Raw genomic sequence first — 18,083 nt, forward strand, 5'->3', positions numbered from 1 at the left:
AGCCCCCAGGGCCGGCACCCGGACCCACCCGCACCCAGACCCGGCCCGACCGCCGCAGGCCTACGCGTCGTACAGGTCCGCCTGGCGCGGCGACACGTCCTGCACCTGCGTGCTCAGGAAGCCCGCGCGCGTGCCGAACTTCTCGGTGTCCACGCCGTTCTCCTGAAGGACCCGGATCGCCGCGGAGTGCACGACCCGCAGCACCGGCGTCGCGGCGCGCAGCGCGTCGTCGGCCATGAAGCGGTGCCGCCACGGCTTGTCCGCCCAGGCGTGCCGCAGACCGAACGGCTCGGGCAGCGCGAGCGAGCCGCCGAGCCAGTTGAGCAGCGGCGGATACCAGGTCAGGGGCGCCCGGGCGGTGAGGCGGACCACCTCGTCCGCGTCGACCAGCGGCAGCTTGATCTTCTTGGTCTCCCAGAACCGGAGCTGCTTGGCGACTTCCTTCTCCTTGGCCGCCGGCTTCGAGGTGAACAGCCCGTGCACCGGCCCGAGCGCGTGCCCGGTGACCTCGATGCGCAGCGTCTCGTGCAGCACGGTCACCGTGATCAGCATGGTCAGGACGAGCTGCCCCTCCCACAGCGTCCACTGGACGCCCAGGTAGTGCCGGTCGCCGCCGCCGAACTGCTGCTTGTTGCAGATGTCCTGTATCGCGTGGGACTTGACCTGGTACGCGTCCACGTCGGTGCCGCCGGGCCGGGACACCTCCTTCGCGCCCTCGGCGATCGGGGTGACGATCCAGTGCCGTACGGACGGCTTCGGGAAGCCGCCGGTGTTGATGGTGTTGCGTTCCAGCATGCGGAGCTGGTCGTGGATGGAGCGGATGACGTCCCAGCTGCGGAACGGGTGGATCTCCCGGGTGGGGTCGGCGGACACCAGGTCCTCGGCCAGCTGCCAGCTGCCCCACCGGGTGCCCATGCCGAGTATGCCCTTGGGGCCGGCGTAGAAGACCGAGTTGGACTGCTGCTCGGCGCTCAGCATGGCCAGGGACTGGCGCAGCTGCTCGGCCGCGGTCTCGCCCGGGTTGCTCGGCACCGCCTCGGGCACCTTGGCGCCCACGCTGCTGCCGGCCAGCAGACTGGCCCAGCGCTCCCGCAGATCCCTCGCGGTGCGCTCGCAGATCTGCTTGGCCCAGAACCAGCCGACCACGGGAAGAGCCACGCACGCGCGTGCGTACCAGCCCCAGAAGCCTCCGAAGGGCATCTTGATCAGGAAGAGCAGGGCCAGCGCGCCCATCGCCACGAGCAGCGCGGTGGCGAGCGCGCCCGCCTGCTTGTTGTCCTCGCGCTTGGCGATGGTGGTGCGCAGCGTGAACACCAGCAGCCAGACGAGGAGCCCCGGCAGGAAGAGCACACCGCACAGCACCATCACGGCGGTCAGCCAGTTGTCCCGCTCTCGGCGGATGTTGTTCGCCGCGAGACAGTGCTCGACCACGACCTGCGGCTCCGCGCCGAAGGACTGGATCAGGGGCTTGCGGCCCGCGCCGAGCATGCGGGTGATCACCGCCGTGGAGAACGCTTCGCCCAGGTTGGGGCGGAAGATCTTCGCCCACCTGCGGCCGCCCTTGACGGCCGACTCGTGCCACTCGTTGTTGGCCTTGAGGATCTCCTCCACCGGATTGTCGCGATAGGCTGCCGAGGCCAGGGCGAACGTCGCCGTCTGCGCCTCGTCGCCCGTGCGCGGCACTTGCGGACCGAAGATGTCCGCGTAGCCGCTGTCAACGGTCATTCCCGCCCCCGATCGCCGCCGGACTCACCCACTGCGGCCTTCCCGACTTCCTTGCTTCGCACACCTGTTGATCAGGTCATCAGCGTATCGCTCCGTACTGACATCGATCGGCGGACGGCCGAAGCCGCCCGCCGATTCGGAGGGGAGCGTTCCTCAAACGTCACCCGTGGGGCCCCGAACGCCACTTGTGCGGCGCCCGGACCCAACTACGAGGCGACCCGCGCCTCTTCGCGGATCCTCTCGGCGATCTGCGGCGGCATGGGTTCGTGCCGGGCGTAGGAGCGGCTGAAGCGCGCGGTGCCGTGCGACAGGGACCTGAGGTCGACCGCGTACCGCCCGATCTCGATCTCGGGCACCTCGGCCTTGATGAGCGTGCGCCCGCCGCTGGTCTGCTCGGTGCCGAGCACCCGGCCGCGCCGCCCGGACAGGTCGCTCATCACGGCGCCCACGTAGTCGTCGCCGACGAGCACGGACACCTCGGCGACCGGCTCCAGCAGATGGATCTTCGCGTCGGCCGCGGCCTCCCGGAGCGCCAGCGCCCCGGCCGTCTGGAACGCGGCGTCCGAGGAGTCCACCGAGTGCGCCTTGCCGTCCCGCAGCGTCACCCGGACGTCGATGAGCTGATGACCGGTGGCGACTCCCTTGGCCGCCTGCGCCCGTACGCCCTTCTCGACGGACGGGATGAACTGCCGCGGCACCGCGCCGCCGACGACCTTGTCCACGAACTCGATGCCCGAGCCGCCGGGCAGCGGCTCCACCTCGATCTCGCAGATGGCGTACTGCCCGTGCCCGCCGGACTGCTTCACGTGCCGCCCGCGCCCGGCCGACGGGCCGGCGAAGGTCTCCCGCAGGGGCACCCGGTGCGGTACGACGTCCACCTGCACGCCGTAGCGGCTGCGCAGCCGTTCGAGGGCCACGTCGGCGTGTGCCTCGCCCAGGCACCACAGGACGACCTGGTGGGTGTCCTGGTTCTGTTCGAGCCGCATGGTGGGGTCCTCGGCGACCAGCCGGGCCAGCCCCTGGGAGAGCTTGTCCTCGTCCGCCTTGCTGTGCGCCTGGATGGCGAGCGGCAGCAGCGGATCCGGCATCTCCCACGGCTCCATGAGCAGCGGGTCGTCCTTGGCCGACAGTGTGTCGCCGGTCTCCGCGCGGCTGAGCTTGGCCACGCACGCGAGGTCGCCCGCGATGCAGTGCGAGAGCTGGCGCTGCTGCTTGCCGAAGGGGGCGGACAGGGCGCCGATGCGTTCGTCGACGTCGTGGTCCTCGTGCCCGCGGTCGGCGAGCCCGTGCCCGGAGACATGGACCGTCTCGTCCGGACGCAGGGTCCCGGAGAAGACCCGCACCAGCGAGATCCGGCCGACATACGGGTCGGACGCCGTCTTCACGACCTCCGCGACCAACGGCCCCTGGGTGTCGCACGCCTTGATCTCGCGCGGCTTGCCGTCGATGGTCGTGACGCCCGGCGTGGGGTGCTCGAACGGCGTCGGGAACCCGCCCGTGATCAGTTCCAGCAGCTCGACCGTACCGAGCCCCTGCCGGGCGCCCTCGGCCGCGGGGGCGGCGGCCAGGACCGGGTGGAACACCCCGCGCGCGACGGCCCGCTCCAGATCCTCCACGAGGGTCTTGAAATCGATCTGCTCGCCGCCCAGATAGCGGTCCATGAGGGTCTCGTCCTCGCTCTCCGAGATGATCCCCTCGATGAGCCGGTTGCGGGCCTCCTCGATCCCCGGCAGCAGGTCCTCGCCCGGCTCGGACTCCTTGCGCTCCCCGGACGAGTAGTCGAACAGCTTCTGCGACAGCAGTCCGGTCAGCCCGGTCACGGGCGCGTGCCCGTCAGGTCCCTGCGGTCCGCGCAGCGGGAGGTAGAGCGGGAGCACGGCGTCGGGGTCGTCGCCGCCGAACGCCTCCGCGCAGATCCGCGTCATCTCCTCGAAGTCCGCCCGCGCGGCCTCCAGGTGCGTGATGACGATCGCCCGGGGCATCCCGACGGCCGCGCACTCCTCCCACACCATGCGCGTGGAGCCGTCCACCCCGTCCGAGGCCGAGACGACGAAAAGGGCCGCGTCCGCCGCGCGCAGACCGGCCCTGAGTTCTCCGACGAAGTCGGCGTATCCGGGGGTGTCCAGAAGGTTGATCTTGTACCCGTCCCATTCGACGGGCACCAGGGAGAGCTGTACCGAGCGCTGCTGCCGGTGCTCGATCTCGTCGTAGTCCGAGACGGTGCCGCCGTCCTCCACGCGGCCCGCCCGGTTCACTGCTCCCGCGGTCAGCGCGAGAGCTTCCACCAAAGTCGTCTTGCCCGATCCGGAGTGGCCGACCAGCACCACATTCCGTACGGACGCGGGGTGGTCGGCCGCTGTTGCCCTGCCGGCGGCTCCGGGGTGTGCGTTCGCCTTGTCGCCCATGGCCTTGCCTCCCGTGCACGGTGAGGTCTCTGTGGGCGCGGACATGCGGACCCGCGTGCGGTGCGGCTCCGGTGACGCCCGCGGTTCTTCGAGCTTTCCACTCCCGCCACGGCTCGTCCATACGAGTGACGCGATCGCGCCGTGACCGGGATGCCACGGGCCCGTGACACGGGCTCCGGGTGCCCGGCCGTCGCCCACGCGCGCGCGTGGCTACGATGGGCCAGCCGGTGGCCAGCAGGGGCCGAGCCGGCCACACCGACCGTCGGGAAGGCCATGCTGAACAAGTACGCGCGTGCATTCTTCACGCGTGTTCTCACTCCGTTCGCCTCATTTCTGATCAGAAGGGGCGTCAGCCCCGACACGGTCACGCTCCTCGGCACCGCCGGAGTGGTCGCGGGCGCGCTGGTCTTCTATCCCATGGGCGAGTTCTTCTGGGGCACGGTCGTGATCACGCTGTTCGTGTTCTCCGACCTCGTCGACGGCAACATGGCCCGTCAGCTCGGCCGCTCCAGCCGCTGGGGTGCCTTCCTGGACTCCACGCTCGACCGGGTCGCCGACGGCGCGATCTTCGGCGGCTTCGCCCTCTGGTACGCGGGCGGGGGCGACGACATCGCCCTGTGCGCGGTCTCCATCTTCTGCCTGGCCAGCGGCCAGGTGGTGTCGTACACCAAGGCCCGTGGCGAGTCGATCGGACTGCCGGTCGCCGTCAACGGGCTCGTCGAGCGCGCCGAGCGCCTGGTGATCTCCCTGACCCTGGCGGGCCTCGCGGGCCTGCACAAGTTCGGCGTGCCCGGCATCCAGTACCTGCTGCCGGTCGCCCTGTGGATCGTCGCCGTCGGAAGCCTGGTCACGCTGATCCAGCGGGTCGTCACGGTCCGCCGGGAGTCGGCGGAGGCCGAGGAGGCGGCCGCGGAAGCGGGTGCCGCGTCGGATACGGCATCAGGGACCGCCGAGCCGGACGTGGCCGGCGAGCCGGACGTGGCCGGGGAGACGTCCCGGCAGCAGGGGAGCGAGGCCGCGAAGTGAGCGCCCAGGACCGGCTGACCGACTCGCTGTACGGCCTCGGCTGGGGCGTGGTCAAGAAGCTCCCCGAGCCGGTCGCCGTGCGCCTCGGCCGGAGCATCGCCGACCTGGCCTGGAAGCAGCGCGGCAAGGGCGTCCTGCGTCTGGAGAGCAACTACGCGCGCGTGGTGCCCGACGCGAGCCCCGAGCGCCTCGCCGAGCTCTCCCGCGCGGGCATGCGGTCGTACCTGCGCTACTGGATGGAGTCCTTCCGGCTGCCCGCCTGGAGCAAGGACCGCATCAAGGCCGGCTTCGACCCCAAGGGCCTGCACCACCTCACCGACGGGCTCGCCGCCGGCAAGGGCGTCATCCTCGCGCTGCCGCACATGGCCAACTGGGACCTCGCCGGCGCCTGGGTCACCACCAAGCTGGAGACGCCGTTCACCACGGTCGCCGAACGGCTCAAGCCGGAGACGCTGTACGACCGTTTCGTCGCCTACCGCGAGGGCCTCGGCATGGAGGTGCTCCCGCACAGCGGCGGCACCGCCTTCGGCACGCTGGCCAGGCGGCTGCGGGACGGCGGCCTGGTCTGCCTGGTCGCGGAGCGTGACCTGTCGTCGTCCGGCGTCGAGGTGCGGTTCTTCGGCGAGGCCACCCGCATCCCCGCGGGCCCGGCCCTGCTGGCCCAGCAGACGGGCGCCCTGCTGCTGCCGGTGACACTCTGGTACGACGACTCGCCCGTCATGCAGGGAAGGGTTCATCCCCCGGTCGAGGTACCCGAGTCAGGTACGCGGGCCGAAAAGACGTCTGTCATGGCACAGGCGCTGGCCGATGCCTTCGCCACCGGGATCGCCGACCATCCGGAGGACTGGCACATGCTGCAGCGTCTGTGGCTGAAGGACCTCGAGCCCCGACCGTCGGACGGGGCCCGCCCGTGAGGATCGGCATCGTCTGCCCGTACTCCTGGGACGTGCCGGGTGGCGTCCAGTTCCACATCCGCGATCTGGCCGAGTACTTCATCCGCCTCGGCCACGAGGTGTCCGTCCTCGCCCCGGCCGACGACGACACCCCGCTGCCCCCGTACGTCGTCTCGGCCGGCCGAGCGGTCCCGGTGCCGTACAACGGCTCGGTGGCCCGGCTGAGCTTCGGCTTCCTGTCGGCGGCACGGGTGCGTCGCTGGTTGCACGACGGCGAGTTCGACGTGGTCCACATCCACGAGCCGTCCTCGCCGTCGCTCGGTCTCCTGACCTGCTGGATCGCGCAGGGGCCGATCGTCGCCACCTTCCACACCTCGAACCCGCGCTCGCGGGTCATGGTCGCCGCGTACTCGATCCTCCAGGCCGCCCTGGAGAAGATCAGCGCCCGGATCGCCGTCAGCGAGTACGCCCGCCGCACGCTCGTCGAACACCTCGGGGGGGACGCGGTGGTGATCCCCAACGGCGTGGACGTCGACTTCTTCGCCAAGGCCGAGCCGAAGCCCGAGTGGCAGGGCGACACCATCGGTTTCATGGGCCGCATCGACGAGCCCCGCAAGGGCCTGCCGGTGCTGATGAAGGCCCTGCCCAAGATCCTCGCCGAGCGCCCGCAGACCCGGCTGCTGGTCGCCGGGCGCGGCGACGAGGAGGAAGCGGTGGAGTCGCTTCCCGAAGAGCTACGCGCGCGTGTCGAGTTCCTCGGCATGGTCAGCGACGAGGACAAGGCCCGCTTCCTGCGCAGCGTCGACCTGTACGTCGCCCCCAACACCGGCGGCGAGAGCTTCGGGATCATCCTGGTCGAGGCCATGTCGGCGGGAGCCCCGGTGCTCGCCTCCGACCTCGACGCCTTCGCCCAGGTCCTCGACCACGGCACGGCGGGCGAGCTCTTCGCCAACGAGGACGCGGACGCGCTCGCCGAGGCGGCGCTACGACTGCTCGGCGACCCGGCGAGGCTGGCCGAACTGCGCGAGCGCGGCAGCGCGCACGTCCGCCGGTTCGACTGGTCGACCGTCGGAGCGGACATCCTGTCCGTCTACGAGACGGTGACGGCGGGCGCGGCGGCGGTGGCGGCAGCGGACGACGACGACCGGTGGACGGGGTTCAGGGCGCGGCTGGGGCTGGCGCGGGACTGACCTGGCCTCCGGCGACCGGGGACCGGCTGAGGTCGGCCCAGCGTGGTCGGGGCTGTTGCTGCCAGGGCCGACGGGGCGAGCGTGCGGCGTAGGCAGGCCACGGGCACCCGCACTGGCTGCACGGACCAGGCCGAGCCACCTCGCCCCGACGGCGTTCAGGCGGGCCGTTGACGTGGTCGGGGCCGGTGTGGTGGTTGCCTTGGTGTCACTCGTGACAGGGCCGCCGATGTGCAGGCACGCTGGGGGCGAGGCGCAGGCGCAGGCGCGGGACGGAGTCGGCGCGGGTGCGGCGTAGGGGTGGCCGAGTGCCGGGGGAGGCCGCACTGACCGTACGGCCGGGCCGCCACGTCGACGGCCTCCGGGTGAGCCGTGACGTGTGGCTCCATGGCTTCGCAGTTCTCGTGCCCGCCGCCGTGCGGTCACGCGGCTGGGGCGGCACTCTCGCCGGTTCGGTCCCGCATGCGCGGGCGGGGTTGGCGTGGGTCCATGGCTTCGCAGGTCACGCGCTTGCCGCTGTGCAGGCACGCGGCTGGGCGGCACCCTCGCCGGTTCGGTCTCGCACGCGCGGGCGGGGCTGGCGTGGGTCCATGGCGCCGCAGGTCACGTGCCCGCCGCCGTGCCAGGCGCGGGACGGCTGCGCCGAGGGCCGGGCGAGGTGTTGCGGGCCAGGGGCGGCTCGCGTGGGACGCACCTCGCCGTCGCCGCCGTAGTGCCGGGGACCGCGTACGCCCGCCGCCAACGCGCCCGCACACGTCCTCCCCGTCCCGTCCTGACCTGCCCCGCCCGACCCCGCCCCGATAGCCTTGCTGCCCGTGACTCCCACCCTCATCTGGATCATCGTCGCGCTCGTCGCGGTCGGCCTTTATCTGAGCTGGACCGCGGGCCGTCTCGACCGGCTGCACGCCAGGATCGACGCCACACGCGCGGGCCTGGACGCGCAGTTGCTCCGCCGGGCCTCCGTCGCCCAGGAGCTGGCCACCGCGGGCGTGCTCGACCCGGCCGCGTCGATCGTCCTGTACGAGGCCGCGCACGCCGCCCGGCAGGCCGAGGAGGAGCAGCGGGAGGTCGCCGAGAGCGAGCTGAGCCAGGCACTGAGGGCCGTGTTCGCGGAGTCTGCCCAGGTGGAGGCGGTGCGTGAGGCGCCCGGCGGAGAGGCGGCCGCGCACGAGCTCACCGAGGCGGTGCGCCGGGTGCCCATGGCCCGCCGCTTCCACAACGACGCCGTCGGCGCCGCCCGCCGACTGCGCCAGCACCGCAAGGTCCGCTGGTTCCGCCTGGCCGGTCACGCCCCCTTCCCGATGGCCTTCGAGATGGACGACGAACCGCCCGCCGCTCTGGTGGACCGGGCCGCGTAGGACGATGACCGACGCGCGGCGCCGGGTCTTCCTCGACCTGGAGGGCAACGAGAACGGCACGGTTTCGTGATCGTGGCGGCGCCCACCGGCGTCGTCCACGAGGTGCAGGGCGGCGGCCACGGCTGCGTCCCGTACGAGCAGGAGGGGTAGCTGCTCCCCGTGCCGGGACGCGCCCTCGACCAGGAGCTCAAGGAGATCTTCGCCGACGAGCTGAAGGGGTCCGGCTCCCGTGGCCCGCCCTGGCCGCCCGAACTGCTCGACCGGATGAGGAGCGCCGTCACCCTGCACGTCCACGGCTCCGCGAACCGCGACGACCTGTGGCCCGCGCCACCGGTCCTCGACGCGTCCCGCCCGGCCGAGGCCGACGAGGCATGGGTGCCGGTGCTCACACCCGACGGCCCCGGCGTTCTGACCTGGGAGAACTCCGACTGACCCGGCCCCTGGGGGAGCAAAACGAGCCACCTCCTCCCCATTGGCCCTTGCTGTGGCCTGCTGCGGTGACGTTTCCTCGGTGCTGCAGTAATCCCCCTTTCACTTCAGCGAGGTCAACCCGTGTCCAGCACCGAGAACCAGGCTCCCGAGACCGGCACCGCGCGCGTGAAGCGCGGTATGGCGGAGCAGCTCAAGGGCGGCGTGATCATGGACGTCGTCACGCCGGAGCAGGCGAAGATCGCGGAGGACGCGGGCGCCGTCGCCGTCATGGCCCTGGAGCGGGTCCCCGCCGACATCCGCAAGGACGGCGGCGTGGCCCGGATGTCCGACCCGGACATGATCGAGGGCATCATCGAGGCCGTCTCGATCCCGGTCATGGCCAAGTCCCGCATCGGCCACTTCGTCGAGGCCCAGGTCCTGCAGTCCCTCGGCGTCGACTACATCGACGAGTCCGAGGTCCTCACCCCGGCCGACGAGGTCAACCACTCCGACAAGTGGTCCTTCACGACCCCCTTCGTCTGCGGTGCCACCAACCTGGGCGAGGCCCTGCGCCGCATCGCCGAGGGCGCGGCCATGATCCGCTCAAAGGGCGAGGCCGGCACCGGCAACGTCGTCGAGGCCGTCCGCCACCTGCGCCAGATCAAGAACGAGATCGCCCGCCTGCGGGGCTACGACAACCACGAGCTGTACGCCGCCGCCAAGGAGCTGCGCGCCCCGTACGAGCTCGTCAAGGAGGTCGCCGAACTCGGCAAGCTCCCGGTCGTGCTGTTCTCCGCCGGCGGTGTCGCCACCCCGGCCGACGCCGCGCTGATGCGCCAGCTCGGCGCCGAGGGCGTCTTCGTCGGCTCCGGCATCTTCAAGTCCGGCGACCCGGCCAAGCGCGCCGCCGCCATCGTGAAGGCCACCACCTTCTACGACGACCCGAAGATCATCGCGGACGCGTCCCGCAACCTCGGCGAGGCCATGGTCGGCATCAACTGCGACACCCTCCCCGAGACCGAGCGCTACGCCAACCGCGGCTGGTAACCACTCATGAGCACTCCTGTCATAGGCGTCCTGGCCCTCCAGGGCGACGTCCGGGAGCACCTCGTCGCCCTGGCCGCGGCCGACGCCGTGGCCAGGCCGGTGCGGCGCCCCGAGGAACTCGCCGAGGTGGACGGCCTCGTCATCCCCGGCGGCGAGTCCACCACCATCTCCAAACTGGCCGTCCTGTTCGGCGTGATGGAGCCCCTACGCGCGCGCGTGCGCGACGGCATGCCCGTCTACGGCACCTGCGCGGGACTGATCATGCTGGCCGACAAGATCCTCGACCCGCGCTCGGGCCAGGAGACCATCGGCGGCATCGACATGATCGTGCGCCGCAACGCCTTCGGACGGCAGAACGAGTCCTTCGAGGCGGCGGTCGACGTCAAGGGTGTTCCGGGCGATCCCGTGGAGGGCGTCTTCATCCGCGCCCCCTGGGTGGAGTCCGTCGGAGCCGAGGCCGAGGTGCTCGCCGAGCACGACGGCCACATCGTCGCCGTGCGCCAGGGCAACGCGCTCGCCACGTCGTTCCACCCCGAACTGACCGGCGACCACCGCGTGCACTCTCTCTTTGTCGACATGGTGCGCGCGAACCGGACGCGGGAGTCCTTGTAGGATCTCAGGCGTTGGTTGCAGGGATGGGTTACGCGAAGGAGACAGGCAGATGTCCGGCCACTCTAAATGGGCTACGACGAAGCACAAGAAGGCCGTGATCGATGCCAAGCGCGGCAAGCTCTTCGCGAAGCTGATCAAGAACATCGAGGTCGCGGCGCGCATGGGCGGCGTGGACCTGGACGGCAATCCGACGCTGTACGACGCCGTGCAGAAGGCCAAGAAGTCGTCTGTTCCCAACAAGAACATCGACTCCGCGATCAAGCGTGGCGGCGGTCTCGAGGCCGGCGGCGCCGACTACGAGACGATCATGTACGAGGGTTACGGCCCGAACGGCGTCGCGGTGCTCATCGAGTGCCTCACCGACAACCGCAACCGCGCCGCCTCCGACGTCCGCGTAGCCATGACCCGCAACGGCGGCTCCATGGCCGACCCCGGCTCGGTGTCGTACCTCTTCAACCGCAAGGGCGTCGTCATCGTCCCCAAGGGCGAGCTGACCGAGGACGACGTCCTCGCCGCCGTCCTGGACGCGGGCGCCGAGGAGGTCAACGACCTGGGCGAGTCCTTCGAGGTGCTCAGCGAGGCCACCGACCTGGTCGCCGTCCGCACCGCCCTCCAGGACGCCGGGATCGACTACGACTCCGCCGACGCCAACTTCGTCCCGACCATGCAGGTCGAGCTGGACGAGGAAGGCGCCAAGAAGATCTTCAAGCTGATCGACGCCCTCGAGGACAGCGACGACGTGCAGAACGTCTTCGCCAACTTCGACGTCAGCGACGAGGTCATGGAGAAGGTCGACGCGTAACGCTGCCGCGAACTGAGCGAGTCCGGCGGGCCGGTGGGACACACCCCACCGGCCCGCCGCCGTTGTCGGTGGCAGCGGATAGCCTGCACAAACAGGAGATCGAAGGAGGGGGGCGCGGTGCGCGTACTCGGGGTGGACCCCGGTCTCACGCGATGCGGTGTCGGCGTCGTCGAGGGGGTCGCGGGCAGGCCGCTCACGATGATCGGCGTCGGGGTCGTACGCACGCCCGCGGACGCCGAGTTGGGGCAGCGGCTCGTCGCCGTGGAGCAGGGCATCGAGCAGTGGCTGGACGAGCACCGGCCCGAATGCCTCGCCGTGGAGCGGGTGTTCAGCCAGCACAACGTCCGAACGGTGATGGGCACCGCTCAGGCCAGCGCCGTGGCCATGCTCTGCGCCGCCCGCCGCGGCCTCCCCGTCGCCCTGCACACCCCGAGCGAAGTCAAGGCCGCCGTCACCGGCAGCGGCCGCGCCGACAAGGCCCAGGTCGGCGCCATGGTCACGCGCCTGCTGCGGCTGGACGCGCCGCCCAAGCCGGCCGACGCCGCCGACGCCCTCGCACTCGCCATCTGCCACATCTGGCGCGCCCCCGCCCAGAACCGACTCCAGCAGGCCGTCGCCCTGCACACCGCCAAAGCAGCACCGAAAGGCCGTCTCGCATGATCGCGTTCGTCAGCGGCACCGTCGCCGCCCTCGCCCCCGACGCCGCGGTGGTCGAGGTGGGTGGTGTGGGCATGGCCGTCCAGTGCACCCCGAACACCCTGTCCACGCTCCGGCTCGGACAGCCCGCCAAGCTCGCCACCTCCCTCGTCGTACGTGAGGACTCCCTCACCCTGTACGGCTTCGTCGACGACGACGAGCGCCAGGTCTTCGAACTGCTCCAGACCGCCAGCGGAGTCGGCCCGCGCCTTGCCCAGGCCATGCTGGCCGTGCACGCGCCGGACGCGCTGCGCCGAGCCGTGGCCACCGGTGACGAGAAGGCGCTCATCGCCGTGCCCGGCATCGGCAAGAAGGGCGCCCAGAAACTGCTCCTGGAGCTCAAGGACCGGCTGGGCGAGCCGATCGGCGCCCCCGCCGTCGGCGCACCGGTCACCCAGGGCTGGCGCGACCAGTTGCACGCCGCCCTGATCGGCCTCGGCTACGCCACGCGCGAGGCCGACGAGGCCGTGACCGCCGTCACCCCGCAGGCGGAGGCCGCCGAGGGCACCCCCCAGGTCGGCCAACTCCTGAAGGCCGCCCTGCAGACCCTGAACCGCGCCCGCTAGGAGAACGTCAGTGAACTGGGACGACACCACCGACGAGACCGCCGCCGAGCGGCTCGTCGGTGCGTCCGCCGACCGCGAGGACCAGGCCGTCGAGGCCGCCCTGCGCCCCAAGGACCTGGACGAGTTCATCGGCCAGGAGAAGGTCCGCGAACAGCTCGACCTGGTCCTGCGGGCAGCACGCGCGCGCGGCGCCACCGCCGACCACGTGCTGCTCTCCGGTGCCCCCGGCCTCGGCAAGACCACCCTGTCGATGATCATCGCGGCCGAGATGGAAGCCCCCATCCGCATCACCAGCGGCCCCGCCATCCAGCACGCCGGCGACCTCGCCGCGATCCTCTCCTCCCTCCAGGAGGGCGAGGTCCTCTTCCTCGACGAGATCCACCGCATGTCGCGGCCCGCCGAGGAGATGCTCTACATGGCGATGGAGGACTTCCGCGTCGACGTCATCGTCGGCAAGGGCCCCGGCGCCACCGCCATCCCACTGGAGCTGCCCCCGTTCACCCTGGTCGGCGCCACCACCCGCGCGGGACTGCTGCCGCCCCCGCTGCGCGACCGCTTCGGCTTCACCGCGCACATGGAGTTCTACGAGCCCGCCGAACTGGAGCGCGTCATCCACCGCTCGGCCCACCTGCTCGACGTCGAGATCGGCTCCGACGGCGCCGCCGAGATCGCGGGACGCTCCCGCGGCACGCCCCGTATCGCCAACCGTCTGCTGCGCCGGGTCCGCGACTACGCCCAGGTCAAGGCCGACGGGGTCATCACCCGCGACATCGCCGCGGCGGCCCTCAAGGTCTACGAGGTCGACGCCCGCGGCCTCGACCGCCTCGACCGCGGAGTCCTGGAGGCCCTGCTCAAGCTCTTCGGCGGCGGCCCGGTCGGCCTGTCCACGCTCGCCGTCGCGGTGGGGGAGGAGCGCGAGACCGTCGAGGAAGTGGCCGAGCCCTTCCTCGTACGGGAGGGCCTGCTCGCCCGCACCCCGCGCGGACGGGTCGCCACTCCCGCCGCATGGGCCCACCTCGGCCTCACCCCGCCCCGCTCGGCCTCCACCGGAAACGGACAACAGGACCTGTTCGGGACGTGATGCCTTTGTGACGGCGAAGCATTGGCCCGGTCCGGAACCCAGGTGCGATGCTGAGCGTTGTTCCCTGCGCGCGGACTCGCTTAGACTCCGCCGATGCCGCCTTTGTCGGCGGTGCACACACCCCCAACCATCAGGCCGCTCACCATCGCGGTCGCGTGAAGGAAGTTCCGACCCGTGAGTCTCGTGACCCTCCTCCCGTTCATCGTGCTCATCGGGGCCATGTTCCTGATGACCCGGTCGGCCAAGAAGAAGCAGCAGCAGGCCGCCAACATGCGGAACGACATGCAGCCCGGCAGCGGCGTCCGCACGATCGGGGGTATGTACGCGACGGTCAAGGAGGTCAACGACGACACCGTCCTCCTCGACGCGGGCCCGGGTGTGGACCTCCTCTTCGCGAAGAACGCCATCGGTGCCGTACTGACGGACGACGAGTACAACCGCATCGTCCACGGCATCGAGCACGACCTGAAGTCCGACTCCGACGTCGTCCCGGACGACGCCTCCTCTCTCGCTGACCTCTCCGACACCGACGAGTCCGCCGACGAAGCTGCCGCCGCCTCCGACGAGAAGTCCGTCGACCTCGGTAAGAAGGACACGGCCGAGGAGCCCGCCGTCGACGCGCCCGCCAAGGCTGACGCCGAGACCGGGACCGCGGAGGCGAAGTCGGACGACGAGCCGAAGAAGACCGACGGCGACTCCGACGCGAAGTAGTCGCACTCCGGGGCGCGCGCCACGAGCTCGGCGCGCCCCGGACCTGCGCGGATCGCATGGGGTCCCGACACCAGTCATGGCCGCCCGCCCGCCGACCCGGCGCGAGAGCGGCCCGAGAGGGAGTACGAGAAGGTGGCAGCACCTAACAGGGGCCGGAGCGCGAGTGCCCAGAGCAAGCCAGGGCGCACGCTGGCCCTGATCCTGATCGCCATCGTGGCGCTCACCGGTGGAATGTTCCTCTCCGGACACACCACCCCGCGCCTCGGCATCGACCTCGCCGGAGGCACCAGTATCACGCTGGAGGCCAAGGCCGACCAGGGGTCCGCGATCAACAAGGCCAACATGGACACCGCGGTCGACATCATGAACCGCCGTGTCAACGGTCTGGGCGTCACCGAGGCGGAGGTGCAGACCCAGGGTGATCGCAACATCATCGTGAACATCCCCAAGGGCACCAACTCCAAGGAGGCCCGCGACCAGGTCGGCACCACCGCCAAGCTGTACTTCCGTCCGGTCCTGGCCCAGGACGCCACCGGCCCCGCCGCGGCCGCCTCGCCGAGCCCGTCCGCCAGCGGCTCCTCGAAGGCCTCGCCGAGCCCTTCCGCGAGCAAGTCCGGTTCCACGGGCGAGAAGGCGACCTCGTCGTCCTCCCCGTCGGCCTCCGCCACCTCGCAGGGCCGCGCGGTCACCGACGCGCTGAAGGCCGACTCCACGCCGTCGGCGTCCGCGAGCGCGTCGAGCTCCGCCTCCCCGTCGGCCCCCGCGAGCAGCGCCCCCTCCGACGCCCAGGCCAAGCTCCAGGCCCAGTACGCCGCCCTGGACTGCTCCAAGAAGGCACAGCGCACTACCGCGGGCGAGGGCGCCAAGCCGGGCGAGCCCACTCTGGGCTGTGGCGAGATGTCCGGCGTCTGGTACAAGTACCTGCTCGGCCCGGCCGCCGTCGACGGCACCGAGGTCAAGAAGGCCCAGGCGGTCTTCGACACGCAGACCGCGGCCGGCTGGCAGGTCACCATGACCTTCAACGGCAAGGGCGCCAAGAAGTTCGCGGACATCACGGGCCAGCTCGCGAAGAACACCCAGCCGCAGAACGAGTTCGGCATCGTCCTCGACGGCGAGGTCGTCTCCAGCCCCTACGTCAGCTCCTCGATCACCGGCGGCAACGCCCAGATCTCCGGCAGCTTCACGCAGGACGAGGCCCAGAACCTCGCGAACATGCTGTCCTACGGCGCCCTCCCGCTCTCCTTCCAGGAGCAGAGCGTGACCACGGTGACCGCCGCGCTCGGAGGTGACCAGCTCCACGCCGGTCTCCTCGCCGGTGCCATCGGCCTCCTCCTGGTCGTGGTCTACCTGGTGGCGTACTACCGGGGCCTGTCGCTCGTCGCGATGGCCTCGCTGCTCGTCTCCGGCATCCTCACCTACGTGCTCATGGCCCTCCTCGGCCCGGCCATCGGCTTCGCGCTGAACCTGCCGGCCGTGTGCGGTGCCATCGTCGCGATCGGTATCACCGCGGACTCGTTCATCGTGTACTTCGAACGCATAAGGGACGAGATCCGCGAGGGCCGCTCGCTGCGCCCCGCCGTCGAGCGGGCCTGGCCGCGTGCCCGGCGCACCATCCTGGTCTCCGACTTCGTGTCGTTCCTCGCCGCCGCGGTGCTGTTCATCGTGACGGTCGGCAAGGTCCAGGGCTTCGCGTTCACGCTCGGTCTGACCACCGTGCTCGACGTCGTCGTGGTCTTCTTCTTCACCAAGCCGCTGATGACGCTGCTGGCCCGCCGGAAGTTCTTCGCGAGCGGCAGCAAGTGGTCCGGCCTCGACCCGAAGAGCCTGGGTGCCCAGCCGCCGCTGCGCCGCACCCGCCGCCCCGCCCCCGCCCACACGAAGGAGGCGTGAGCATGTCGAAACTCGGCAACATCGGCGCCCGACTGCACCGTGGCGAGATCAGCTACGACTTCATCGGTCACCGCAAGCTCTGGTACGGCATCTCGATCCTGATCACCATCACGGCGATCGTGGGCCTCGCGGTACGCGGCCTCAACATGGGCATCGACTTCCAGGGCGGCGCGGTCTTCACCACCGAGAAGACCAGCGTCTCGGTCTCCCAGGCCGAGGAGTACGCGAAGGAGGCCTCCGGCCACGACGCCGTGGTGCAGAAGCTCGGCAACGGCACGTTGCGCATCCAGATCGCCGGCATGGACACCAAGCAGTCCGACGAGATCAAGACCGATCTCGCGAAGGACTTCAAGGTCGACCCGGAGACCATCGCCGCCGACCTTGTCGGACCGAGCTGGGGCGACCAGATCGCCAACAAGGCCTGGCAGGGCCTGGCGATCTTCATGGTCCTCGTCGTGATCTATCTGGCGATCGCCTTCGAGTGGCGCATGGCCATCGCGGCGCTCGTCGCCCTGATCCACGACATCACCATCACCGTCGGCATCTACGCCCTCGTCGGCTTCGAGGTCACACCGGGCACGGTGATCGGTCTGCTGACCATCCTCGGTTACTCGCTCTACGACACGGTGGTCGTCTTCGACTCCCTCAAGGAGCAGACGAAGGACATCACCAAGCAGAACCGCTGGACCTACAGCGACATCGCCAACCGCTCGATCAACAGCACCCTGGTCCGCTCGATCAACACCACGGTGGTCGCGCTGCTGCCGGTGGCGGGCCTGCTGTTCATCGGTGGCGGCTTCCTCGGCGCGGGCACGCTCAACGACATCTCGCTGTCGCTGTTCGTCGGTCTCGCCGCCGGTGCGTACTCCTCGATCTTCATCGCCACGCCGCTCGTCGCCGACCTCAAGGAGCAGGAGCCGGCGATGAAGGCCCTCAAGAAGCGGGTCCTGGCCAAGCGTGCCCAGGCGTCCGTCGAGGAGGACCTGACCGACGCGCGTCCCGTCTCCGACGACGAGCTGGACGACGGCACCGCCCACGCGGTCGTCGGTCCGCGCACCCAGCCCGCGTCCCGGGGCCGTGGCCGCGGCCGTCCTTCGGGGAAGCGCCGATGACGGGCATCGAGGAGCTGCTGCTCAGCCGTATCCGCGACGTGGCCGACTACCCGGAGCCGGGCGTGATGTTCAAGGACATCACCCCGCTCCTGGCGGACCCGGCGGCGTTCACGGCGCTCACCGACGCGCTCGCGGTGATCGCCGCGAACACCGGTGCCACCAAGGTCGTCGGTCTGGAGGCCCGGGGCTTCATCCTCGGCGCCCCGGTCGCCGTCCGCGCGGGACTCGGCTTCATCCCCGTGCGCAAGGCGGGCAAGCTCCCCGGGGCCACCCTCAGCCAGGCGTACGACCTGGAGTACGGCTCGGCGGAGATCGAGGTGCACGCGGAGGATCTGTCCGCGGGTGACCGCGTCCTCATCGTGGACGACGTCCTGGCGACGGGCGGCACGGCCGAGGCCTCGATCGAGCTGATCCGCAGGGCGGGTGCGGAGGTGTCGGGCCTCGCGGTCCTGATGGAGCTGGGCTTCCTGGGCGGGCGGGCCCGTCTGGAGCCGGCGCTGGCGGGTGCCCCGCTGGAAGCGCTGCTGGTGGTCTGACCGACAGAAGCACTGACGCAACGGC

The 18,083-nt window shown here is 70.9% G+C and carries 17 protein-coding genes; 15 read left to right on the plus strand and 2 right to left on the minus strand.

Going from position 1 to position 18,083, the window contains the following annotated elements; genetic code table 11:
- Positions 1-60: 60 nt before the first annotated feature.
- Complete coding sequence (locus ABZ098_RS42730) at positions 61-1,725, minus strand: hypothetical protein (RefSeq protein WP_356600074.1); 1,665 nt, start codon at positions 1,723-1,725, stop codon at positions 61-63.
- A gap of 206 nt (positions 1,726-1,931) precedes the next feature.
- Positions 1,932-4,130, minus strand: a complete 2,199-nt coding sequence (locus ABZ098_RS42735) for an elongation factor G-like protein EF-G2 (RefSeq protein WP_356600076.1) — start codon at positions 4,128-4,130, stop codon at positions 1,932-1,934.
- A 273-nt stretch (positions 4,131-4,403) separates the two neighbouring features.
- Here ABZ098_RS42735 and pgsA point away from each other — a divergent pair, with 273 nt between their 5' ends.
- The 15 genes from pgsA to ABZ098_RS42810 all read left to right on the plus strand — a co-directional run bounded on the left by pgsA (position 4,404) and on the right by ABZ098_RS42810 (position 18,058).
- Positions 4,404-5,156: a phosphatidylinositol phosphate synthase gene (gene pgsA / locus ABZ098_RS42740; RefSeq protein WP_356600078.1), complete on the plus strand. Its 753-nt coding sequence runs from the start codon at positions 4,404-4,406 to the stop codon at positions 5,154-5,156.
- Positions 5,153-6,070: a phosphatidylinositol mannoside acyltransferase gene (locus ABZ098_RS42745; RefSeq protein ID WP_356600080.1), complete on the plus strand. Its 918-nt coding sequence runs from the start codon at positions 5,153-5,155 to the stop codon at positions 6,068-6,070. The genes pgsA and ABZ098_RS42745 overlap by 4 nt, the downstream gene beginning before the upstream one ends.
- Positions 6,067-7,239: a glycosyltransferase family 4 protein gene (locus ABZ098_RS42750; protein WP_356600082.1), complete on the plus strand. Its 1,173-nt coding sequence runs from the start codon at positions 6,067-6,069 to the stop codon at positions 7,237-7,239. Before ABZ098_RS42745 ends, ABZ098_RS42750 begins: the two co-directional genes overlap by 4 nt.
- A gap of 812 nt (positions 7,240-8,051) precedes the next feature.
- Positions 8,052-8,594, plus strand: coding sequence for a hypothetical protein (locus ABZ098_RS42755; RefSeq protein WP_356600084.1), 543 nt, complete (start codon positions 8,052-8,054; stop codon positions 8,592-8,594).
- Positions 8,595-8,753: 159 nt separating this feature from the next.
- Positions 8,754-9,026, plus strand: a complete 273-nt coding sequence (locus ABZ098_RS42760; protein ID WP_356600086.1) for a DUF6210 family protein — start codon at positions 8,754-8,756, stop codon at positions 9,024-9,026.
- A 120-nt stretch (positions 9,027-9,146) separates the two neighbouring features.
- Positions 9,147-10,052, plus strand: coding sequence for a pyridoxal 5'-phosphate synthase lyase subunit PdxS (gene pdxS / locus ABZ098_RS42765; protein ID WP_123759535.1), 906 nt, complete (start codon positions 9,147-9,149; stop codon positions 10,050-10,052).
- Positions 10,053-10,058: 6 nt separating this feature from the next.
- Entirely contained in the window at positions 10,059-10,664 is a 606-nt protein-coding gene (gene pdxT / locus ABZ098_RS42770; RefSeq protein WP_356600088.1) for a pyridoxal 5'-phosphate synthase glutaminase subunit PdxT, read from the plus strand.
- Positions 10,665-10,713: 49 nt separating this feature from the next.
- Positions 10,714-11,466, plus strand: a complete 753-nt coding sequence (locus tag ABZ098_RS42775; protein ID WP_053849910.1) for a YebC/PmpR family DNA-binding transcriptional regulator — start codon at positions 10,714-10,716, stop codon at positions 11,464-11,466.
- A gap of 117 nt (positions 11,467-11,583) precedes the next feature.
- On the plus strand, positions 11,584-12,126 hold the full coding sequence (gene ruvC / locus ABZ098_RS42780; protein ID WP_356600091.1) for a crossover junction endodeoxyribonuclease RuvC: 543 nt from the start codon (positions 11,584-11,586) through the stop codon (positions 12,124-12,126).
- On the plus strand, positions 12,123-12,728 hold the full coding sequence (gene ruvA / locus ABZ098_RS42785; RefSeq protein ID WP_356600093.1) for a Holliday junction branch migration protein RuvA: 606 nt from the start codon (positions 12,123-12,125) through the stop codon (positions 12,726-12,728). Before ruvC ends, ruvA begins: the two co-directional genes overlap by 4 nt.
- Before the next feature lie 10 nt (positions 12,729-12,738).
- Positions 12,739-13,809 carry a Holliday junction branch migration DNA helicase RuvB gene (ruvB, locus tag ABZ098_RS42790; RefSeq protein WP_356600095.1) on the plus strand — a complete coding sequence of 357 codons (1,071 nt, stop codon included), beginning with the start codon at positions 12,739-12,741 and terminating at the stop codon, positions 13,807-13,809.
- A 174-nt stretch (positions 13,810-13,983) separates the two neighbouring features.
- Positions 13,984-14,520 carry a preprotein translocase subunit YajC gene (gene yajC / locus ABZ098_RS42795; RefSeq protein WP_356600097.1) on the plus strand — a complete coding sequence of 179 codons (537 nt, stop codon included), beginning with the start codon at positions 13,984-13,986 and terminating at the stop codon, positions 14,518-14,520.
- Between the two features lie 132 nt (positions 14,521-14,652).
- Positions 14,653-16,410: a protein translocase subunit SecD gene (gene secD, locus ABZ098_RS42800; protein ID WP_356600099.1), complete on the plus strand. Its 1,758-nt coding sequence runs from the start codon at positions 14,653-14,655 to the stop codon at positions 16,408-16,410.
- Between the two features lie 2 nt (positions 16,411-16,412).
- Positions 16,413-17,522: a protein translocase subunit SecF gene (gene secF, locus ABZ098_RS42805; RefSeq protein WP_356600101.1), complete on the plus strand. Its 1,110-nt coding sequence runs from the start codon at positions 16,413-16,415 to the stop codon at positions 17,520-17,522.
- Positions 17,519-18,058 (plus strand): adenine phosphoribosyltransferase, encoded by a 540-nt coding sequence (locus ABZ098_RS42810; protein ID WP_356600103.1) that lies wholly within the window; start codon positions 17,519-17,521, stop codon positions 18,056-18,058. The genes secF and ABZ098_RS42810 overlap by 4 nt, the downstream gene beginning before the upstream one ends.
- Positions 18,059-18,083: the final 25 nt, after the last annotated feature.

Source organism: Streptomyces sp. NPDC006335 (genome assembly GCF_040612795.1).
GTDB lineage: Bacteria > Actinomycetota > Actinomycetes > Streptomycetales > Streptomycetaceae > Streptomyces.